Raw genomic sequence first — 16,937 nt, 5'->3', positions numbered from 1 at the left:
GACAGGGCAGGTAAGCATGATTGCATGATCCACCGCGCGATAAATAAGCCGCAATTCGTGAGATAAATGGACACGGTGCGGCTTTTCAGATACTGCAAAGGAATTACTGATTATCAGTCGTAAGCAACCCGGCGCTTACGGGCAAGGATAGCTTCAAGTGCTCTTTCAATCTCAGGAATGGACAGCTTAAGCGCATTAGCCACATCCGGTGCTGGTGACTTGTTCTTGCCATCAATATAGATATTGTTAATGACGTTAATCCCGCCGCTTGCGCTTGCTGGTGAATGCGAGTCCCGGCCTCTGGGTAAGGTAAGGTCGCCGAGCATATAGCGTTCTAGCACGGGGGGTACTTTCGGTACATCCGGCACCATCATATCAGCCAGCCGCGAGGAGGCTTTCAGCGCCAGCGATGCAGACTGACCAATACCAATCGCCGCCCCCTCTGCGATGTTCGACCCGAAGCCCATAAAGACACGGCTTGGCGAGTGAATCCCCAGCTTTTCCTTGAACCAGCCGCCAACACTGTCGCCCATCTCGGTGACGGTATTCTTGAGCGACTCCCACTTGTTTTTGATACCGTTCACCAGTCCATCAATCAGATGACCGCCAAACTCCGTAAACTGGCCGGGAAGGTCGATGTTAAACCACTTCATGACTCCCGCAAACGCCTTGTAGAACAGCCCCAGCGGCGACCAGTTCAGGATTAGCTTACTGACACCGAGAACCCCGCCGTTAAAGGCCATTTTGACTTCCTCCCATCGCTGTGAGAACCATCGACTTATTGCGCCCCAGTTGCGGTAAATCAGATATGCACCTCCGGCAATGACGGTTATCGCAATGCCTATGGGATTCATCAGCAGCGCTCGTCCAAACCAGAGGAAAGCTTTTGCAACGACCATCACGCCCCTGAACAGCCCACCCGCCAGCGCTTTACCCAGCGTCCCGGCTCCTTTCGCCACGGCACTGAACCCGGTAGCCAGCCAGCGCAGCTTACCGCCATCACTCAGGGCTGTTTTGAGCAACAGCCAGTTAGTGCGCAGCAGTACGGCGTTCTTCCACAATCCGGCGAACGGTGATACCAGCAGATTAAGACCGAGTTTCAACCCGACAGTGGCGATTTTCAGGCCCAGCAATGCACCCACGGTTTTTGCCACACCCTGAACAATGCCGGGGTGTTGCGCTATCCATTGCCCGGTGGAATGAATCACCGGAATCAGTTGCTGTGTCATGGATACGAACGAGGGAGATAGCTGACTGCCGAGGGTGATAGAAAGCTCTCGGGTGCTGACCATCAGCGCTTTGGTCGCCTCCAGCGGTGATTTAAGCCGTTCCGTGTAGGACGAGGCCAGCAGGTCTTTATCCGCTGCCTTGAGTGCGCCCGCCCTGATTTCGCGGTATTTGTCCATATTGGCGAGCATCGGACGGACAAACGCCATGACCTGCATATCGGCGAACATCTCACCCAAACCAAAGTTTTTTGCCAGTTCCTGTAATGCAAGGTCGCGGGAGCTGTCGTCCTTGATTTTCATTGCCTTCTTGAAGCCTGCCAGTGCTTCCGGGCTTTTGGCTTCCAGATACCTGCCAATGACGTTTACCATGCCCTCAATAGGCGAGACGCCCGCAGACTTATAGGCCATCAGCGAACTCTGTAGGTCAATCCCGATATTGGCAAACTGTTTCTGCGTGTCACTGGCAAAAATCTTGGTGAGGAAGTTACGGAAGTTGTTGGCGGCTTCGTCAGACGATCCCGCACCAATACGGGCAATCTGTAAGCTGGCTCCGATTTCCGCCATTGCATCTTTACCTTCGGCGATACCGCGCATCATAGGGGCAAGGGACGGCATCCATTTGACCTGATCGGGGATTTCAAAAGACCCCTGGTCGCCTGCAAAAGCCATGATGTTCTGTACTTTGGCAAAATCTTTAGCGCTGCCATCCAGCGAGTTTTTCCAGACGGCGGCAACCTTCGCCCATTCCGTCCCGGTGGTACGGGTGGCAGTAGCGGCGCGGGCTATGTTGGGCATGAAGCTGCCGATTTCGGACACACTGTCGATATTGTCACCGATAAGCGAGCCTACGGCGTCCTGTAAGTCGCTCTGGTACTGGTTGTACTTGAGCGACCAGCCCCGTATTTGCTGCCCCAGACTGGCGCGGGTTTTATCGTCATATTTCGCGGTGATTGACATATCAATCATCTTGTCGTCGAACGTGGCTGACTGCTGAATCGCCGGGGAAACAAGGCTGTAAGCCACTTTGGCCTGTGCCCACGTCTCAATCCCCTGACCGTAGAGCGCCATCCGGTTAGCTCTCAGGGCGTCAGTATTGGCAGACGCCGCCGACAGGCGCGACTGCTGGCGGTTTAGTTGCTCCAGCGTTCTGCCGACCCGTTGCAGGTCATTGTTCAGGCGTGAAGCCACGCCTGAACCCACCTGACCATAACGCTGCATGGCGCGTGACAGGCTGCTTTGCTGCTCCGTCAGTCGGCGTGATGTGTCGCCGAGAGAATCCAGCGCCCGCCGTGTGCCGCTGACGGCGGAACGGAAGCTACTCCCGACAATACCGCCAATCATCACACCAACAGAAAAGTTATTGCTCATGGTTCACTCCGGTAGTGAGTGGTTCGGTGGGCGTCATTCGGTCAGGGACAGGCCGCTGATTCCGGTAATCCCGGCAATTTCCTGGCTGACGGCATCTAGTGCACTTTCAAGCTCCGCACGTTCGCTGACAAGCGCCGCCACGGTCTTACGGCGGTCTGCCAGTGACGGAAGTTTGTCATTGCCCCATGCTACGCTTTTATCCTTTTTGAGCGCTTCGGTCAGGCGGGTGGCGACCACCTCCGGGAAGAAAAAGCAGAGCTTTCGCATAACCGCCATCCCGGTATCTGCCGGGGAGAGATTTCCACCCAGCCCCACCAGACGGGGCAGACCGGAAATGTCGCCATAATCATTTTCCAGACGGCCCCATTGCTCAGCGTTCCCTTCATTACCGGAACAGTTACAAAGGGCATATTTAAACGACTGGTATTCTCCCTGCCCGAATCGCTCAATATATTCAGGAATAAAGGAACAGTAATCATTAAGCGATAACGGCATATCCTGTAATGCGGTGATTTCGCCATTAATATCACCAATGCGACGAGAGAGCTTTTCTTTCTGCTCATTCAGGGAGGCAAGATTATTTTTAACGGCGTTCAGTGCTTCAATGAGGGAAATAACAGGTTTCATTTTAATGGCTCCAGATAAAAGGTGTGGTGAGGGTGAGCGCTTCGGAATAGGAGATGTTGCAGGCTTCGCTTACATCTTTTATTAAAAGGTGCTGCGCTGCCCTCTTGCTGTCGGCTATGCCGTCGAACTCTGAGAAATAAATGTGTGATTCATTGTGACCAAAACAGACCGGGTAACAGCTTTCCATAAACTCCACCTGCTCCAGCCCCTTAACGGCTGGCGGCTGTGAGCCGAGAAAACCGATATGACGGAGATACCATGCTCCGGTGCCTGCCGGGTTGCTGGCCTCGCCGGGTTTATAGAATGACGCAGACACTTTCTTGTAATGCCCTGAGCGTACCAGCCCCAGCAGGGTATCATCCGGTTTTACCAGTGCGAAAAGCCTGCCGTTCTTGCTTATCAGTCCGGTGGTTTCGCCATAGGCAGGGCTGTTACTGGCAGGATGCCCCAGACACAGCGGCGCACCATAACCCGTGCGATGATAGCCGTTATAGGCCGCTGCAATGTTGTCGATATCCTCGTCGGAAAAGCTGATTTCCTGCCCCGCCATCGCGGTATGCGTTCCCGCCCGGAATATCTCAATCGTTCTCCAGTTACCAATATTGCTATCTGTCATTTTAGATTTGACCTTGTTGCATTACACGCTGCTCTTTTTCTTTCTTACGTTCATCGGCAATAATCTTATAAATCCATTGAACAGAATGACCGTACTTTTTTGATAATTCGCGATGGGATTCCCCCCGATAAAAATCAGAAAGTATTTTCGCATTTCTGTCATGAAAATTTCTTGTTGCCCTGTTAGTTATATAGAAGTTATTTCCCATAAATAACTTTCGCAGGTGTTCAGTAATCTCAGTGGAAAGTTGCTTAGCCTGAACGGATAAAAATGGGAATGTATCCAGCACACCTTCAATGGTTGCTGTAACCTCATTAAGAAGGCGTATAGCTTTAGTTGCATTGTCAAAATTTTTTGGCATATATAAATTACAACCGCCAAAACCATCAGCTATGCCTGCAATAACGTCATTAGCTACATGATATGATTGTTGCTGCTCATAGCCCTTGCTAACCAGAAACGCTTCTACAGCGTCCCCCATTTCCCCAAGAGCGTTGGATGAAGTGTACAGTCCTTCTCTTGTAATCATAATCACACCCCGGTAACGATAAAGATGTGCGCAGAAAAGCCTTTATAAAGCTTTATGGGGCATCTCACTGGTAACAAACTGGAACATGCACCAGTAACACCTCAAAACGGCTTAGAGAGCATTTGAGCGCGGGTTACTAACGTGGATTAAGAATATGGCTTTGGGGCGGGGATGTTTTTTAATGTACTTTAGATATGAAGAAGCCCCTCAGAGGAGGGGCTTCGATTACGCCAGATTACTGAGGTTGTCTGCCTTTCCTCAATCCATCAAGCAACGCCATAGCGTCAGTAACCAGTATGCCAGCAGCATCTGTAACCATCGAAACATCAGAGGATGCACATGATTTATCCGTACCTAATGTTGACGCAAAATCAAGTAGCTTACGAACTGCATCAAGTCGGTAGGTGGCAGAATCGTAAATTAACTCCTGATTAGCATCAGTCTTTAAAAACATAATATCATCAGAGGCACCTTGTGAAAATGACGGCATCGCACGGAAAGTATTTTGAGTTTCAGCCTGTTTCATTTTGCAGCCCTCCGGTTAATCATAAATTTATTATAAACTTCATAACTGGCTGCATTCAGTCCGGGACAGTATTTATCTGCCAGTGAACAGGCAATCAGTTCTTCAATGGATTTAGTCAGTATATCCAGTTCATTTACACCGGAGTAACGTAATGCCACTCTGAATAATTCACGGCAATATTGCTTTTTACCTTCCTCATTTTTTACAGATTGCATTGGTTCGTTATTTTTGGGGGATTTACTATCAACTGGCAGAGGAGTTGTATTCGGTTTATCGACCAACTGTCTTTCCTGAGAGCTATCCTTGCCTGAATTGATAATCTGTTGTAACTCTCTGGCGCTGATACGAAGAATATCATCAAGCGTGTGGTCATTATATGCCCCGCCACTGGCAAGGAGATCCAGTGTCACTTCATCCAGCCGGGCAAGTAGTGATAACTTCGTTTTTCCTATGCCTGTTTTGGCGATTGCGGCGCGGGGAGTATTGGCTATACCGAACTTAAGGGCAACTCGCATGGAATGAAGCGCGACACGGTGTGAAATCCCTAATTCAGAGAGCCGATTAATGAATCCACCATGAGGATTACTGTTCTTGATAAAATGCAACTGAACCCCGGCACGAATCAGATCTATCACGTCGGCCTGAGCATCACTGCTCTTAGTCAGTAGTAAACTGATCGTGTCAGCTTGGTTTGTTGCGTCTGAATGGTTAAACTTGTTTGTATCCATTGTCGTTAGCCTTATTAACGGTGATGGTCAGGCTCTGTCTGGTGTTGCATCACCTTTCAGAGCCGCTTTCTTTATCCCTACACATGTTATAGTGTATAGACCCTTACTGAAAACATTACACCAAAGGTCTATACACTTCAAGTATGCAAACTAAAATTGATAAAGGTTTAAAAGGCGCGGGAAAAGCTCCAATGTTTAATGTTCGTATCTCACCAGAACTACGAGAGCAGCTTGATGCTGCCGCTAAATCAGATGGAGTTAGTTTAGGCAACTGGCTTAAAGAACTTGCTCGAAATGAACTGAGGCGTAGAGGTGTTGACCCCAAGAGATGAACTACCGTACCGTTCGGTAAAAAAGAAGTCGGACACTTTCAGCATAGCGGACAGCGCTGTCCGCTTTCCATCAGTAAAAAACAACATATTTACTCCAAACCGCTTAACGTTGAGCGCTACGTTACCCAGACAAAAGCGCAGGCGCTTGCGCTTTTGGGAGGAAGCAATCCAGCGTTCAAAGCGGACAACGTTGACCGCTTTAAAAAATCACTGTCGGCTGAGCAATGTCAAACATGCCAGCGCTGGCATGTTTCCAAATACCGCATTTGATTGAGGGCATCGGATCACAAATGTCCCAGCGCCGGGACATTTCAGGTGGTTCAATCATTCCCAACGTTGGGAATCACCCTCAAAACGGCAAGCGCCTGCCGTTTCAGTACTGTCGGGCAATATAGATTGGGGCGCTTTACTGGTATAAATTTAACGCTTCAAAAGCGCCAGCGCTGGCGCTTTGTAAGGCTGGCAATATCATTCCCAGCGCTGGGAATACAGATAACAAGATGGATTCCTGCACCTTAATTACGATGGGGTTTCATGGAAATCCTGCGCTAAAGCAGGGTTTAAGCCAGTACTCACGACTTGAACTACCGCTTTTCTCGATTCGTGCTTATATCGGGTAGCTCAAAAGCGCCAACGTTGGCGCTTTTGAAGGCTGGCAATATCAATAAGCTAATGATGATTGCATCATCTGTTCCTAGTTAGTACACTTATCCCTGTTAGTGGATGCGTGACGCGCTCTGGTTGAGGCTCATTACCTTGAACAGAGATTCATCACCTTAAGCACCCAAAGAAAAAAGCCTGACCTCACCAGTTGGGCTTTTTTTTGTCCGTTATTTACTCCAGTTCTTTGATTACACTGCTGATGCCCTTATAATCACGGCGTTAGTGGGTGTCGCGTTCTGACACAACGCAGGCATGTGAAACGTGTTCAAGCCCTGGCTGGATTACGGGTGGTGCCGCTCCAGTGCCTCAACCTGAGCGCGTCACGCATCCACTAACAATGCAACACCGTTAACCAGGCAGTGGAAGGGCTTTAACGATGATGCCGCGCTCCTGTAGTGGAGCAAACGGATGAAGGGATTTCTTCAAATCGCTGTCATCGCTCTTAAGGCGATTGTTGCCTTTATTGAGTTGATTCTGGCCTGCTTACCGTAAGCAGTCAGGAAACGTAAGTAAGGCCACCGGCTCACCCCCGGTGGCCTTTAACATTTCTGAGTCTGCGTCACCGCCCAAGCTATTGCGGTAACGCTGGATTTAAGGTGGCACTGACGGCTAGAACCTCGGCTATTTCTTGGCATGTCGTGATGATTAAAGTGCATTAGAAACAAATCCAACAGTTCTGGTTAATCATGTTTACTCAGCATTCAACATGAGGGGAAGTGATGCCCAGATCGATGACTATAAGTACCTTGCCACTTGAGGTAAGAGACGAGCTAAATAATGAATTAGTGAAATCAAATTTCAGTCACTACGATAAAATAGTCGCTTGGCTTGAGAGCAAAGGGTACCCAATTGCAAGGTCTTCCTTGCACCGCTATGCAACAAAGCATAGATTTGAAATTCTTGGGCTGCATGCCGGAAGTCGTTTCGAATATGCAACCCTTAAATTACAAGCGCTACGCATTGCCACGGAACGAACACCAGAGGCAGAGTTAGCTAGCCTGCAAGAATACGCAGAAGCCATTTTACAATGGGCGCTCGAAAAGTAGAATTTGAGGTCAGGGCAAGAGTCTTGGCCTCGTTTCAATAGCTGAAACAGATTTACAGAAACCGTTCCATTGAAACCCACTACACCCCAGAACTTCCCATAATTATCTCACGGATAACCCTTTATTTATCTCATGTCTAATCAATTGCAGGTGGTTATGCCGCCTGTCAGCCCGCGCGAAAAACCATGCAGGCTGGCGCCTGCGGGAGGAAGGACTCGTGCCGCGCTTCGCGCCGCTCCCCGTCCTTTTCCCCCCCTGACTCAGATTGCGTACACTTACCGCCGGTTTCCCTTTCTGTCGGAGTATATGATGTCCGGATTTAATCTCGCCGCAACATCGAAAGAAGAGCAGGATAAGGTGGCCATTGACCTGGTCGCTTCAGGCGTGGCGTATAAAGAAAGGCTGGCTATGCCGGTGGTCGCTGAACTGGTGGTCAGAGAACTGCCTGAACATCTCAGAGCGTATTTTTGGGGGCGGTTGCACTATTACCGTCAGTTCAGTGAGCAGCTGCCTGACAAAAATGCCCCGGAATATGCCAGAAAAGAGGATGAGGTTAAAAAGTAGCTTCAGTCCTGAAGCATTCTGCCTGTCGCTGGCCGGATTTTTCTCATGCCGGGTGATAGTTTTTTCTGGCCAGTGTGTGAGGTTTTTTTCTGCCGGTGATAATACGTTGCCTGTTCCTGTTCCTGTTCCTGTTCCTGTTCCTGTTCCTGTTCCTGTTTCCTTTCATCCTGCTGCCGATATTTCCTGACGGATTTCGCTGACGACGGGCGACTTCCCTGACGGGAACCGGGGCTGTCATGCTTCGCACTGAGCCAGCTACGCTGTCTCTGCCCGGCCCTTCGGGCAGCGGGTTTCCATCCCAGGCTGTCGCAACGTCAACGGCAGGCTTGCTGCGACCGTTCCGGTCACGCCGCCCCTGGCGCGCCGTTTCCTGCGCTTTTCGCACCCCGGCGGTAAGGCTGCCGGGCTGTAAGGCGCAACGCCGTTTCGCGTGCCGCGCCCCGACGTTGCGGCGGGCCCCTGCTCTCATCCACTTCTGGTGCCTTTTCACCGTTTAAGCCCCTTTCGCCCGGGCTGAGACAAGCACAAACGCTGTCAGCCGTCCAGGGTAAATGGCACGCGGTAAACCGCGCCCAGGACGGCTGCCATCGCCCGTGCTCGTTTACGCCCCTGCGGCGAAGGTTCTCAAACGGGTGAAGTTAAATACCAGAGGGAGCAGCGCAGCAGGTTCCCGCAAACGTCAACACCGCGGCTCCCGAAACTCAACGGGTGATGTTCTTTAAAAACCAGGAGGAAGAAAAATGCAGGCTCAGGCGATGCGTGTTTATCAGATTGCGTTCAGCGGACGCGATGCACAGGGCGTTATACCGATGTTTACCCGTATCCGCGCCGTGACCGGAAAGCGGGCTGTCAGGGCATTTATCGAACGTTATCAACCCGTCAGCGGCTGGTTTTTAGGCGACCCCGAAGACATTACGGACAAAGTACAGAAGGAGGCAGAAGGAACGGGCAGCAACCCGCAGACATGAAAAAAGCAGGGTAAACCCTGCTTTTCCCACGCCGTAAAAATCGCTGTAACGGTTTTTACGGCTTCATTAACTACCATAAGGAGTTAACTAAAGTGACAGTAACTATTGTTTCACCTTCCGCAGAGGCTGTAAAGCCCCGCCGTCATACGCGCATCATTCGGGCCGATATTTCGGCATCAGAAATTAATCCCGCGTTAAAGGCATTCGGGCGACACATCGCCAGACGTATCCGCAAGGGGCGCGGGGTACATATCCCCGCGATGACAAATACCGCCTACGGGCAGGTACTCCGCACGCTTGAACTGAAACGCGCATTTAACTGATGAGGTGAGCCGCCCCGCGAGGGGCGGCAACCACAGGAAGGAGAAACTCACATGACACAGACTACCGCACTGGCACTGACTGCCAGCATCACCCCGCCGCCCGCGTCTGAAGACAGCCCCGTGCAGTCGTACCGGGCGACATACTCCCCGGATGACAACAAATTGCGCCTGTATGCCGCGCTGCGTCTGGATGATGAAACGTATCAGAAGATCCACGCCGTGGGTTTTCGCTGGGCGCCGAAACAGAAACTGTTTGTCGCGCCAGCCTGGACGCCAGCCCGTGAGGACGTGCTTCTGTCTCTTGCCGGAGATATTGAAGACGATGACAACACCCTGTTTGACCGTCAGGAGCAACGCGCCGACCGTTTCAGCGGCTACAGCGAAAAACGCGCCGGGGAGTCAGAGCAGACGCTCGCGCAGGTGGATGCGCTGGCGTCGGTTATCCCGTTCGGACAGCCGATCCTGGTAGGCCATCACAGCGAACGCCGCGCGCGACGGGATGCGCAGCGTATTGAGAACGGTATGAAACGCGCCGTGATGCTCTTTGAACGTGCGGAATACTGGGAGGATCGGGCGCATGCCTCCCTGCGTCTGGCGAAATACAAAGAACGCCCGGATGTGCGTTACCGTCGTATCAGAAAAATCGAGGCGGACAAGCGCAAGGCGGAGCGGAATATTGCACAGGCGCAGAAATATCTGACGATGTGGCGGGCGCAGACGCTGGATCTGAAAATGGCGCGGCTTATCAGCAATTACGATCATATTTACACCTGTTTCACGCTGGAAAAATACCCGCGCCCGCCGGAGAAAAGCCAGTACGAAGGCCAGATGTCCCTGCATTCGGCGCTTGAGAATGAGATTATTACTTTTGAACAGGCCCGCGACATTGCCGCCCCATATCATGAACGCACGATCCGCCATCAGCAGCGCTGGCTGAATCATTACCAGAACCGCCTGGCCTATGAACGCGCCATGCTGGACGAAAGCGGCGGCGTGGTCACCCGTACCCAGGATTTTGAGCCGGGCGGGCAGGTTCAGAGCCGGGGCGAGTGGCTGACCATCATCCGCATCAATAAAAGTAACGGCGCGGTCAGTTCGGTTGTCACCCCGTATTACAGCTTTATGCGCTGCAACGGGACCATGACACTGACCCCCGACCGTATCACGGACTATAAAGCCCCGTCTGCGGAAGAAGCCCGCGCCGCAAAACAGGCCGCGAAACGCCCGCCGATCGTTAACTATCCGGGGGAGGGTTTCCGCGAAATGACAAAAGCCGAATGGTCGAAAACCCCGGCTGATTATAAGTCGGTCCGGGGTGTCGCTGAAAATGATGAGCATGGCGCGTACCGCTTCCGCCGCATCATGACCAGCGGTTACACGCTCGATAATGTGTACATCACCGACATGAAAACCGTGGAAATCCCGCAAAAATAACCGACAGACTCCCCGGCATTACGCCGGGGAGGTAAGGGCCATTCATATGCATAGTGAACTCAGGGACCGTATTCAGGCGATGCGGGCCAGACTTGACGGACGCACCCCCGTGGCCGAAATCCGGGCCAGCTCGCAGCTTTTCGTCACTCCCGATCCGGTCTGTCGTCAGATGGCTGACCTGGCAGAGCTTAACGATTCTGATCGTATTCTGGAGCCGGAGGCCGGAACGGGGGCCATTTTACGGGCCATCCGGGAGGTGGCCCCGCTGGCACGGTGTGACGCCGTGGAGCTTAACGCCGCGTTAGCCGCACATCTGCAAGCGGCGTTTCCGGGCGTTAACGTCCGGTGCGGGGATTTTCTGGAATACAAGCCGGGAAGCCTCTGGAACAAAATCCTGATGAATCCGCCGTTTCAGCATGCGCAGGATATCCGCCACATACAGCACGCCTTAACGCTGCTCGAATCAGGCGGAATACTGACGGCGGTTTGTCTGAACGGGCCACGCCAGCAGAAGATCCTGAAACCCCTGTCTGATGTCTGGGAGCCGCTGCCGCGTGGCACATTCACGTATACCGATGTATCAACCGTCCTTCTCAGAATTCAGAACTGACGGGCACTGTGAGCCGGGCGGGGGAGGACGCCCCCGTCTGTCCGCGCCGGAAAAAGCCGCGCGCCTGCGGCGCTGAAGGGGGCCGCGCTTCGCGCCGCCGCCCTCCATCCGCGTCTGTTCATGGTCTCTTTGGCTGGACTGTCTGTCGGGTGAGAGCTTTCTCTGCTGTTTCACAGGGTGATGTTTTCTGTTCCTGTTCCGGTTCCTTTTCATGCTGCTGCTTCCCTGTGTTTTTGAAATCTGAAATATCAGGGTACTGGCCCCCTTCGGCTCCTGGCCAGCTGGCGCTGTCCAGTCGTCGAGCCCCACTCCGCCAGGGCAGTTGCTGCGCACCTGCCAGTCTCCGCCGAATCCCTGCGGGTTTCGGGCCATACGGCTAGGGTCTGATGGCGAAAGTCAAAAGCAGGCTTGCTGCGACCGTTCCGGTCACGCCGCCCCTGGCGCGCCGTTTCCTGCGCTTTTCGCACCCCGGCAAACTGCCGCCGGGCTGTAAGGCGCAACGCCGTTTCGCGCCCGCGCTTTCCGTCGTTGCGGCGGGGGCCTGCTCATTCCTTGCCTGGTTTTTTCACCCTTTTGAGTCCTTTCGCCGGGGCTGAGACAACCACAACCCGCCTGGCTGTCCAGGGACGGCGAAGCCTTTCGCGATAAATTTTTTCCGGCCATTCCGCAGGCTTCATTAGACCGTAAAAAATTGACCGCTCACCCCGGACACCTGCACCGGGCCGTGGTCGTTTACGCCCTTGCGGCGAACGGCTCTCAAACGGGTGAAGGTAATAACCAGCGGGAGTGTTCAGCAGGTCCCCGCAAAACGTCAAAACCGCGGCCCCGGCAACTCAACGGGTGATGGTTTTTAAAAGCAAAACAAACGGAAGGAGATTCATCATGACCGTACGCGGCATCAACAAAGTCATCATCGTGGGTAATCTGGGCCAGGACCCAGAAGTCCGTTACATGCCCAATGGCGGCGCGGTCGCTAACCTCAGCCTCGCCACTTCGGAGTCCTGGCGCGATAAACAGACCGGAGAGATGCGCGAAAACACCGAATGGCATCGCGTGGTGCTGTTTGGCAAGCTCGCGGAAGTGGCCTGCGAGTATCTGCGCAAAGGCGCTCAGGTGTACGTCGAGGGGCAACTGCGCACCCGAAACTGGCAGGACGACAGCGGCGTGACACGTTATGTCACTGAAATCGTTGTCGGACAGAACGGCACTATGCAGATGCTGGGTGGTCGTCGTGACGGCGGTCAGTCTCAGAGCACGGCTCCGCAGCAGCAGTCCGCACAACCGCAGACGCCAGCCACTCCGTCACAACCAGCTGGCACTCCTGAAAAATCCCCGAAAGCGAAGGGCGGCAGAAAAGGCCGTCAGAGCGCCGCACCGTCTCAGCAGGTGCCGCAGCCGTTACCGGACGATTATCCACCGATGGATGATGATGCCCCGTTTTGACCAGCATGATGAATACGCCCCGCAACCAGCGGGGCAGTAAAAGGAGAAAATATGAGCATTTATAACGCCGGACCGTTACCAGATGACACCTTCACCAGAGCACAGGCGGAAGCAGTGGTGGCACAGTTTGAAAATGTCGCCATCGAAGACGATCAGGGTTCGCATTTTCGCCTGGTCGTTCGTCAGAACGGCGAAATGGTGTGGCAGGCATGGAATTTTGAAGCGGATGCCGGGATCTGGCTTAACCGTTACATCGAACGTTACGGCATTCGTAAACAGCAGTAAGAGGTGCCCTGCCGGAGCGCTAACTCCGCAGGGCCGGACAGTCATCAATATCCAGTGAGGTATCAACTATGTCAGTAACCGAGTCTAAAGCAAAAACCCCCGCGAAAACCAGCAAAAAAACGGTTAAACCTGCCGAAGCCGCAGCCCTTAAGGCGGCGCTTGAGGCCGCTCAGATTGAAATGGTGCCGCTGTCGGCGCTCGTCAAATCCCCGCTGAACGTCCGTATTATTCCGTACCCGGATGAGAGTGTCAGGGAAATGGCTGACTCCATTCTCGCGGTCGGCCTGATCCAGAATCTGGTGGTTCACTCGCTGCCTGATGGCCTGTCAGGCGTTGCTGCGGGCGGTCGTCGTCTTGCTGCCCTGCAACTGTTACTCAGCGAACAGCGCATCGATGCCGGGTATCTCGTTGTCGTCAAGCGCGTCAGCGACGACCTGGCGGTGGTCGCCTCAATGGTGGAGAACAACCAGAGGGCGGCGATGCATCCGGCAGAACAAATCAGCGGGTTTCGCACGTTGTCTGAGCAGGGTAAGACGCCGGCGCAGATTGGTGACCAGCTGGGGTACAGCTCGCGCCACGTCCAGCGAATGCTGAAGCTGGCGAACCTTGCCCCGGAACTTCTCGTCCTGCTGGCAGAGAACAGGCTCGATGTGGAGCAGTGTCAGGCACTGAGTCTGGAGAATGATCCGGTGCGTCAGGTGGAGATTTACGAGCGTGTGAAGGCGCAGCACAGCTATGCCCCCGCGCACATGCTTAAACGCGCCATCACGGACACCGAAATCGGTGTGAACCACTCCCGCTTCGTGTTTATCGGGCGTGAAATGTATGAGTCTGCAGGGGGCGTGGTGCGTGAGGATTTGTTCAGCGCCCAGGAGGGTGATGGTACGGCAGACGGTGTGCTGGTCGAACGACTGGTGCAGGAGAAGCTTGAGTCCGCCGCACTGGCAATCGAACTGCATGAAGGATGGTCATGGTCACTGGCCCGGGAGGGCGCGGTCAGAAACTACGGTGATGACCGCGAACATTATCTGCTGTTACCAGAGCCGGAAGCACAGTACACCGCTGACGAACAGCAGCGTCTTGATGAACTGTACGTCACTCAGGAGGCCACAGAAACGTTTGAGGATGAAGCCGCGATTCAGGTGCTGATTGACGAAATTGAAAATGCGGCATCGATCCGGGCGTGGACGCCGGAGCAGAAATCAGCCTGTGGCGTGGTGGTCAGCCTGTATGACGGTGAGCTTTGTGTCCAGCGTGGGGTGCAGAAGAAGCCTCAGAACGAGGCGAAAGAAGGGCAGGAAGATAATGGCAGTGGCGGCTCCCTCCATGTGGTCAGCAGCAAGCCGGATGTGACGGAGGGGATCAGCGCCCCGCTGCTCAAAAAGATGTCTTCAGAAAGAACGCTGGCAGTGCAGGCCGCCCTGGTACAGCAGCCCGAAAAAGCTGTGGCCCTGATGGTATGGCGGCTGTGTACCTGCGTTTTCGACTATTGCAACACCACCCGTGATCCATTTGTTATGCGTCTGGAGGTACACCACAGCGGACTCACGAGTGAGGCTCCGACCGGAAAGAGTGGTCAGGCATGGCTGTGTCTGATGCAGGAAAAAGCCCGTCTGGAGGCGCTGCTGCCGGAAGGCTGGAAAAAGGATTTCACCACCTTTTTTACCCTTGACGGAAAGATGCTGATGTCCCTGATGGTCTTCTGTACAGCCTGTTCTGTCGATGGCGTGCAGACCAGAACAATGGGGCATACGACACAGAGCGACCTCGATGGCGTTGAAACGGCAATCGGGTTCAACCTGCGCGACTGGTGGCAGCCAACGGCGGCAAACTTCCTCAGTCTGCTGAGTAAGAACCAGATTGTGGAGGCGCTGAAAGAGGCCGGACTGTCAGGGGCCGCGTCAGATATCGGGAGTATGAAGAAAGGAGATGCCGCCAGCCATGCTGAACAGTGTCTTTCCGGTACACGATGGGTGCCTGTCTGGATGCGCGCCCCTGATGCAGAAAAATCCCCGTCTGATGCAGAAAACGACGTATCTGATACTGAAAACGGCAGTACTGATGCACCCGATGCGGCTTTTGATGCAGACAGCCCCCACACCCTGCACGACGCAGCCTGATAACGGAGGCCGCCCCGTTACGGGGCGGTATTTAAGGAGAACATTATGCGTAACATTATTACCCCCGATGTACTGAACACCATGATCCCCCAGGAGTTTGAAGACTGGCGCGACGGTGGCGAAGATTTACGCCGCGAACTGACCCATGCCGTGATGCGTGACCTTGACTGCCCGGTTCACTGGGACCTGAACGGCGAGTACCGCAGCGAGTTCGGCGGTTTTTTCCCGGTGCAGATCCGTTTCACACCCTCCCACGGCAATTTCAGCCTGGCAGTGTGCAGCCCCGGTGATATCAGCCCGTCCTGGATGGTGGTGTTTATTCCTGCCAGTGGTCGCCCGTTCTCTGTTATGCGCACGCTGCCAGCCTGGTCGCCGGAGGTTATCAGCCACACGTTGAGTCTCGTCGCCCGCCTCGATGCCGATGGCTACAGTCAGGCCAGCATTATCAGTGTTCTGGCGATGGAGGGTGCACAATGATCCCGGCGAGTTTGTCACTGGTCCCCCTGAGTCATGAGCGTCGTGCTGCAATGCAGGCCATCGCAGAGGTGGAGCACAAGTATGAAAGGGGTGCTCATGTTGTGGAGTTTGCGTATGCCCATGCCTTTTTCCGCATCCTGAACGGCAGTAAGCGTGTCACCGTAAAGGATATCGGCTGGTTCTCTCCGGGGCTGACAGGACAGTCTCTGCGGGGAAATAAACAGGACTGGCTGGCGGCTATCGACCGGCTGATTGAAAGCCGGGGCGCGTGTTGCTGGTTGCCCCTGTCGCTGTCGGATGGCTGGCGACTGTTCCCGGAAACGAAGTTTCAGATGCAGGAGCGTACCCGCCGGCACAGTGAACTGGGGGCTGAAAAATACACCCGCCAGCGCCGGAAGGAGGCGTGCCAGCGCGAAACGGCGTATCAGGCGCTGGCGGGGCAGGCGGAAATTGAGCTGGCTTTTCATACCCCGGAAACGGTCAGCAGCTGGAGCGCCCGCTGGTCGGGTACTGAACTGCACCAGTACGACCTGGAGGAAATGTTCTGGCGCTGGAGCGAGCGTTTTCCGTCGCTGGCACCAATGGAACGCTGGATGATGGTGAATCAGCCCTTCTGGAGTGTGATGGTTGAATCTGATGCCCTCGCTAAAGAAAGCCCGGAACCGGTCAGACAACTGGAGCGCTGGATGGTCCCCAACAAGCTGATGCACCGGAGTCAGGCATGAAGTGGCGTTACTCGTTGCGCTGGAGACTGCCCCGGACACCGTGTCCCGGACCGCAGGAACTGGTGTCAGAATTGGTGGAGGCAGGGCAGCCCGCACCTGAGTCGGTGATGTCCCGTTGGGTGGCGGGCGCAGGGTATGCGGTGTGTGTCGATTTTCTGGATGAAAGGCAGGTCCGGCGCTGGAGTGATGAGCGGAAAGCGGCTGCCCGTCGGCGGAATCTGGAACGCCGTGTAAACCGTATCGCGCCGTTGTTTGCTGATGAATTTATCAGGCGTGAACTGGAAGCTCGCCCGGCGTATTTCCGCGGAAAGTCTCCCCGCTGAG

The 16,937-nt window shown here is 54.1% G+C and carries 18 protein-coding genes and 2 pseudogenes; 13 read left to right on the top strand and 7 right to left on the bottom strand.

All coding sequences use genetic code 11. The features are described from left to right. Positions 1-113 precede the first annotated feature (113 nt). The 6 genes from HV350_RS25425 to HV350_RS26775 form a co-directional block, all read right to left on the bottom strand. Positions 114-2,597, bottom strand: a complete 2,484-nt coding sequence (locus tag HV350_RS25425; protein WP_181630732.1) for a phage tail tape measure protein — start codon at positions 2,595-2,597, stop codon at positions 114-116. A 33-nt stretch (positions 2,598-2,630) separates the two neighbouring features. Continuing rightward, positions 2,631-3,224 (bottom strand): hypothetical protein, encoded by a 594-nt coding sequence (locus HV350_RS25420; RefSeq protein WP_181630731.1) that lies wholly within the window; start codon positions 3,222-3,224, stop codon positions 2,631-2,633. A gap of 1 nt (position 3,225) precedes the next feature. Beyond that, positions 3,226-3,840 (bottom strand): hypothetical protein, encoded by a 615-nt coding sequence (locus HV350_RS25415; RefSeq protein ID WP_181630729.1) that lies wholly within the window; start codon positions 3,838-3,840, stop codon positions 3,226-3,228. Position 3,841: 1 nt separating this feature from the next. Then, on the bottom strand, positions 3,842-4,369 hold the full coding sequence (locus HV350_RS25410) for a Mor transcription activator family protein (RefSeq protein WP_181630727.1): 528 nt from the start codon (positions 4,367-4,369) through the stop codon (positions 3,842-3,844). 235 nt (positions 4,370-4,604) lie between these two features. Further along, on the bottom strand, positions 4,605-4,895 hold the full coding sequence (locus HV350_RS25405; RefSeq protein WP_054626414.1) for a hypothetical protein: 291 nt from the start codon (positions 4,893-4,895) through the stop codon (positions 4,605-4,607). After that, a complete protein-coding gene (locus HV350_RS26775; RefSeq protein ID WP_249418047.1) occupies positions 4,892-5,623 on the bottom strand; it encodes a hypothetical protein in 732 nt (243 codons plus the stop codon). The genes HV350_RS25405 and HV350_RS26775 overlap by 4 nt, the downstream gene beginning before the upstream one ends. A gap of 143 nt (positions 5,624-5,766) precedes the next feature. Here HV350_RS26775 and HV350_RS25395 point away from each other — a divergent pair, with 143 nt between their 5' ends. The 7 genes and pseudogenes from HV350_RS25395 to HV350_RS25365 all read left to right on the top strand — a co-directional run bounded on the left by HV350_RS25395 (position 5,767) and on the right by HV350_RS25365 (position 11,563). Further along, complete coding sequence (locus HV350_RS25395; RefSeq protein WP_087816400.1) at positions 5,767-5,955, top strand: YlcI/YnfO family protein; 189 nt, start codon at positions 5,767-5,769, stop codon at positions 5,953-5,955. 1,382 nt (positions 5,956-7,337) lie between these two features. Further along, positions 7,338-7,664 (top strand): phage protein Gp27 family protein, encoded by a 327-nt coding sequence (locus HV350_RS25390; RefSeq protein WP_148731174.1) that lies wholly within the window; start codon positions 7,338-7,340, stop codon positions 7,662-7,664. 309 nt (positions 7,665-7,973) lie between these two features. Next, positions 7,974-8,307, top strand: a pseudogene (locus HV350_RS25385) (DNA polymerase III subunit theta); the annotation flags it as partial. A gap of 661 nt (positions 8,308-8,968) precedes the next feature. Further along, positions 8,969-9,196 (top strand): hypothetical protein, encoded by a 228-nt coding sequence (locus tag HV350_RS25380; RefSeq protein WP_071687504.1) that lies wholly within the window; start codon positions 8,969-8,971, stop codon positions 9,194-9,196. 92 nt (positions 9,197-9,288) lie between these two features. Beyond that, positions 9,289-9,519, top strand: coding sequence for a hypothetical protein (locus tag HV350_RS25375; protein ID WP_071687503.1), 231 nt, complete (start codon positions 9,289-9,291; stop codon positions 9,517-9,519). Between the two features lie 51 nt (positions 9,520-9,570). Further along, a complete protein-coding gene (locus tag HV350_RS25370) occupies positions 9,571-10,953 on the top strand; it encodes a DUF3560 domain-containing protein (RefSeq protein ID WP_071687502.1) in 1,383 nt (460 codons plus the stop codon). Positions 10,954-10,999: 46 nt separating this feature from the next. Then, positions 11,000-11,563: a class I SAM-dependent methyltransferase gene (locus HV350_RS25365; protein WP_071687501.1), complete on the top strand. Its 564-nt coding sequence runs from the start codon at positions 11,000-11,002 to the stop codon at positions 11,561-11,563. Between the two features lie 406 nt (positions 11,564-11,969). Here the strand turns inward: HV350_RS25365 and HV350_RS26770 are convergent. After that, positions 11,970-12,112, bottom strand: a pseudogene (locus HV350_RS26770) (hypothetical protein); the annotation flags it as partial. Positions 12,113-12,445: 333 nt separating this feature from the next. Between HV350_RS26770 and ssb the strand changes: the two are divergent. The 6 genes from ssb to HV350_RS25335 all read left to right on the top strand — a co-directional run bounded on the left by ssb (position 12,446) and on the right by HV350_RS25335 (position 16,936). Next, positions 12,446-13,006, top strand: a complete 561-nt coding sequence (ssb, locus tag HV350_RS25360) for a single-stranded DNA-binding protein (protein ID WP_071687500.1) — start codon at positions 12,446-12,448, stop codon at positions 13,004-13,006. A gap of 51 nt (positions 13,007-13,057) precedes the next feature. Further along, positions 13,058-13,291 (top strand): DUF905 domain-containing protein, encoded by a 234-nt coding sequence (locus HV350_RS25355; protein ID WP_071687499.1) that lies wholly within the window; start codon positions 13,058-13,060, stop codon positions 13,289-13,291. Positions 13,292-13,359: 68 nt separating this feature from the next. Next, the gene (locus HV350_RS25350; RefSeq protein ID WP_127663647.1) at positions 13,360-15,411 is read left to right on the top strand and encodes a ParB/RepB/Spo0J family partition protein; all 2,052 of its coding nucleotides are present in this window, start codon (positions 13,360-13,362) and stop codon (positions 15,409-15,411) included. 42 nt (positions 15,412-15,453) lie between these two features. Then, positions 15,454-15,888, top strand: coding sequence for a conjugation system SOS inhibitor PsiB (gene psiB, locus HV350_RS25345; RefSeq protein WP_114141097.1), 435 nt, complete (start codon positions 15,454-15,456; stop codon positions 15,886-15,888). Continuing rightward, a complete protein-coding gene (locus HV350_RS25340) occupies positions 15,885-16,613 on the top strand; it encodes a plasmid SOS inhibition protein A (protein WP_071687496.1) in 729 nt (242 codons plus the stop codon). Before psiB ends, HV350_RS25340 begins: the two co-directional genes overlap by 4 nt. Further along, positions 16,610-16,936: a theronine dehydrogenase gene (locus HV350_RS25335; protein ID WP_071698816.1), complete on the top strand. Its 327-nt coding sequence runs from the start codon at positions 16,610-16,612 to the stop codon at positions 16,934-16,936. Before HV350_RS25340 ends, HV350_RS25335 begins: the two co-directional genes overlap by 4 nt. The last annotated feature ends 1 nt before the right edge of the window (position 16,937 follow it).

Origin of the sequence: Citrobacter sp. RHBSTW-01013, from assembly GCF_013781985.1 — a bacterium.
Lineage (GTDB): Bacteria > Pseudomonadota > Gammaproteobacteria > Enterobacterales > Enterobacteriaceae > Citrobacter > Citrobacter braakii.
Note: the sequence above shows the minus strand (reverse complement) of the source record. Positions and strands in the feature narration are given on the sequence as shown.

What these genes read in the sequence shown, in the direction of transcription:
- HV350_RS25395 (WP_087816400.1), top strand. Translation starts at nt 5,767, where the DNA reads ATGCAAACTAAAATTGATAAAGGTTTAAAAGGCGCGGGAAAAGCTCCA.
- HV350_RS25365 (WP_071687501.1), top strand. Translation starts at nt 11,000, where the DNA reads ATGCATAGTGAACTCAGGGACCGTATTCAGGCGATGCGGGCCAGACTT.
- HV350_RS25340 (WP_071687496.1), top strand. Translation starts at nt 15,885, where the DNA reads ATGATCCCGGCGAGTTTGTCACTGGTCCCCCTGAGTCATGAGCGTCGT.
- ssb (WP_071687500.1), top strand. Translation starts at nt 12,446, where the DNA reads ATGACCGTACGCGGCATCAACAAAGTCATCATCGTGGGTAATCTGGGC.
- HV350_RS25410 (WP_181630727.1), bottom strand. Translation starts at nt 4,369, where the DNA reads ATGATTACAAGAGAAGGACTGTACACTTCATCCAACGCTCTTGGGGAA.
- HV350_RS26775 (WP_249418047.1), bottom strand. Translation starts at nt 5,623, where the DNA reads ATGGATACAAACAAGTTTAACCATTCAGACGCAACAAACCAAGCTGAC.
- HV350_RS25390 (WP_148731174.1), top strand. Translation starts at nt 7,338, where the DNA reads ATGCCCAGATCGATGACTATAAGTACCTTGCCACTTGAGGTAAGAGAC.
- HV350_RS25370 (WP_071687502.1), top strand. Translation starts at nt 9,571, where the DNA reads ATGACACAGACTACCGCACTGGCACTGACTGCCAGCATCACCCCGCCG.
- HV350_RS25380 (WP_071687504.1), top strand. Translation starts at nt 8,969, where the DNA reads ATGCAGGCTCAGGCGATGCGTGTTTATCAGATTGCGTTCAGCGGACGC.
- HV350_RS25350 (WP_127663647.1), top strand. Translation starts at nt 13,360, where the DNA reads ATGTCAGTAACCGAGTCTAAAGCAAAAACCCCCGCGAAAACCAGCAAA.
- HV350_RS25405 (WP_054626414.1), bottom strand. Translation starts at nt 4,895, where the DNA reads ATGAAACAGGCTGAAACTCAAAATACTTTCCGTGCGATGCCGTCATTT.
- HV350_RS25415 (WP_181630729.1), bottom strand. Translation starts at nt 3,840, where the DNA reads ATGACAGATAGCAATATTGGTAACTGGAGAACGATTGAGATATTCCGG.
- HV350_RS25335 (WP_071698816.1), top strand. Translation starts at nt 16,610, where the DNA reads ATGAAGTGGCGTTACTCGTTGCGCTGGAGACTGCCCCGGACACCGTGT.
- HV350_RS25355 (WP_071687499.1), top strand. Translation starts at nt 13,058, where the DNA reads ATGAGCATTTATAACGCCGGACCGTTACCAGATGACACCTTCACCAGA.
- HV350_RS25425 (WP_181630732.1), bottom strand. Translation starts at nt 2,597, where the DNA reads ATGAGCAATAACTTTTCTGTTGGTGTGATGATTGGCGGTATTGTCGGG.
- HV350_RS25420 (WP_181630731.1), bottom strand. Translation starts at nt 3,224, where the DNA reads ATGAAACCTGTTATTTCCCTCATTGAAGCACTGAACGCCGTTAAAAAT.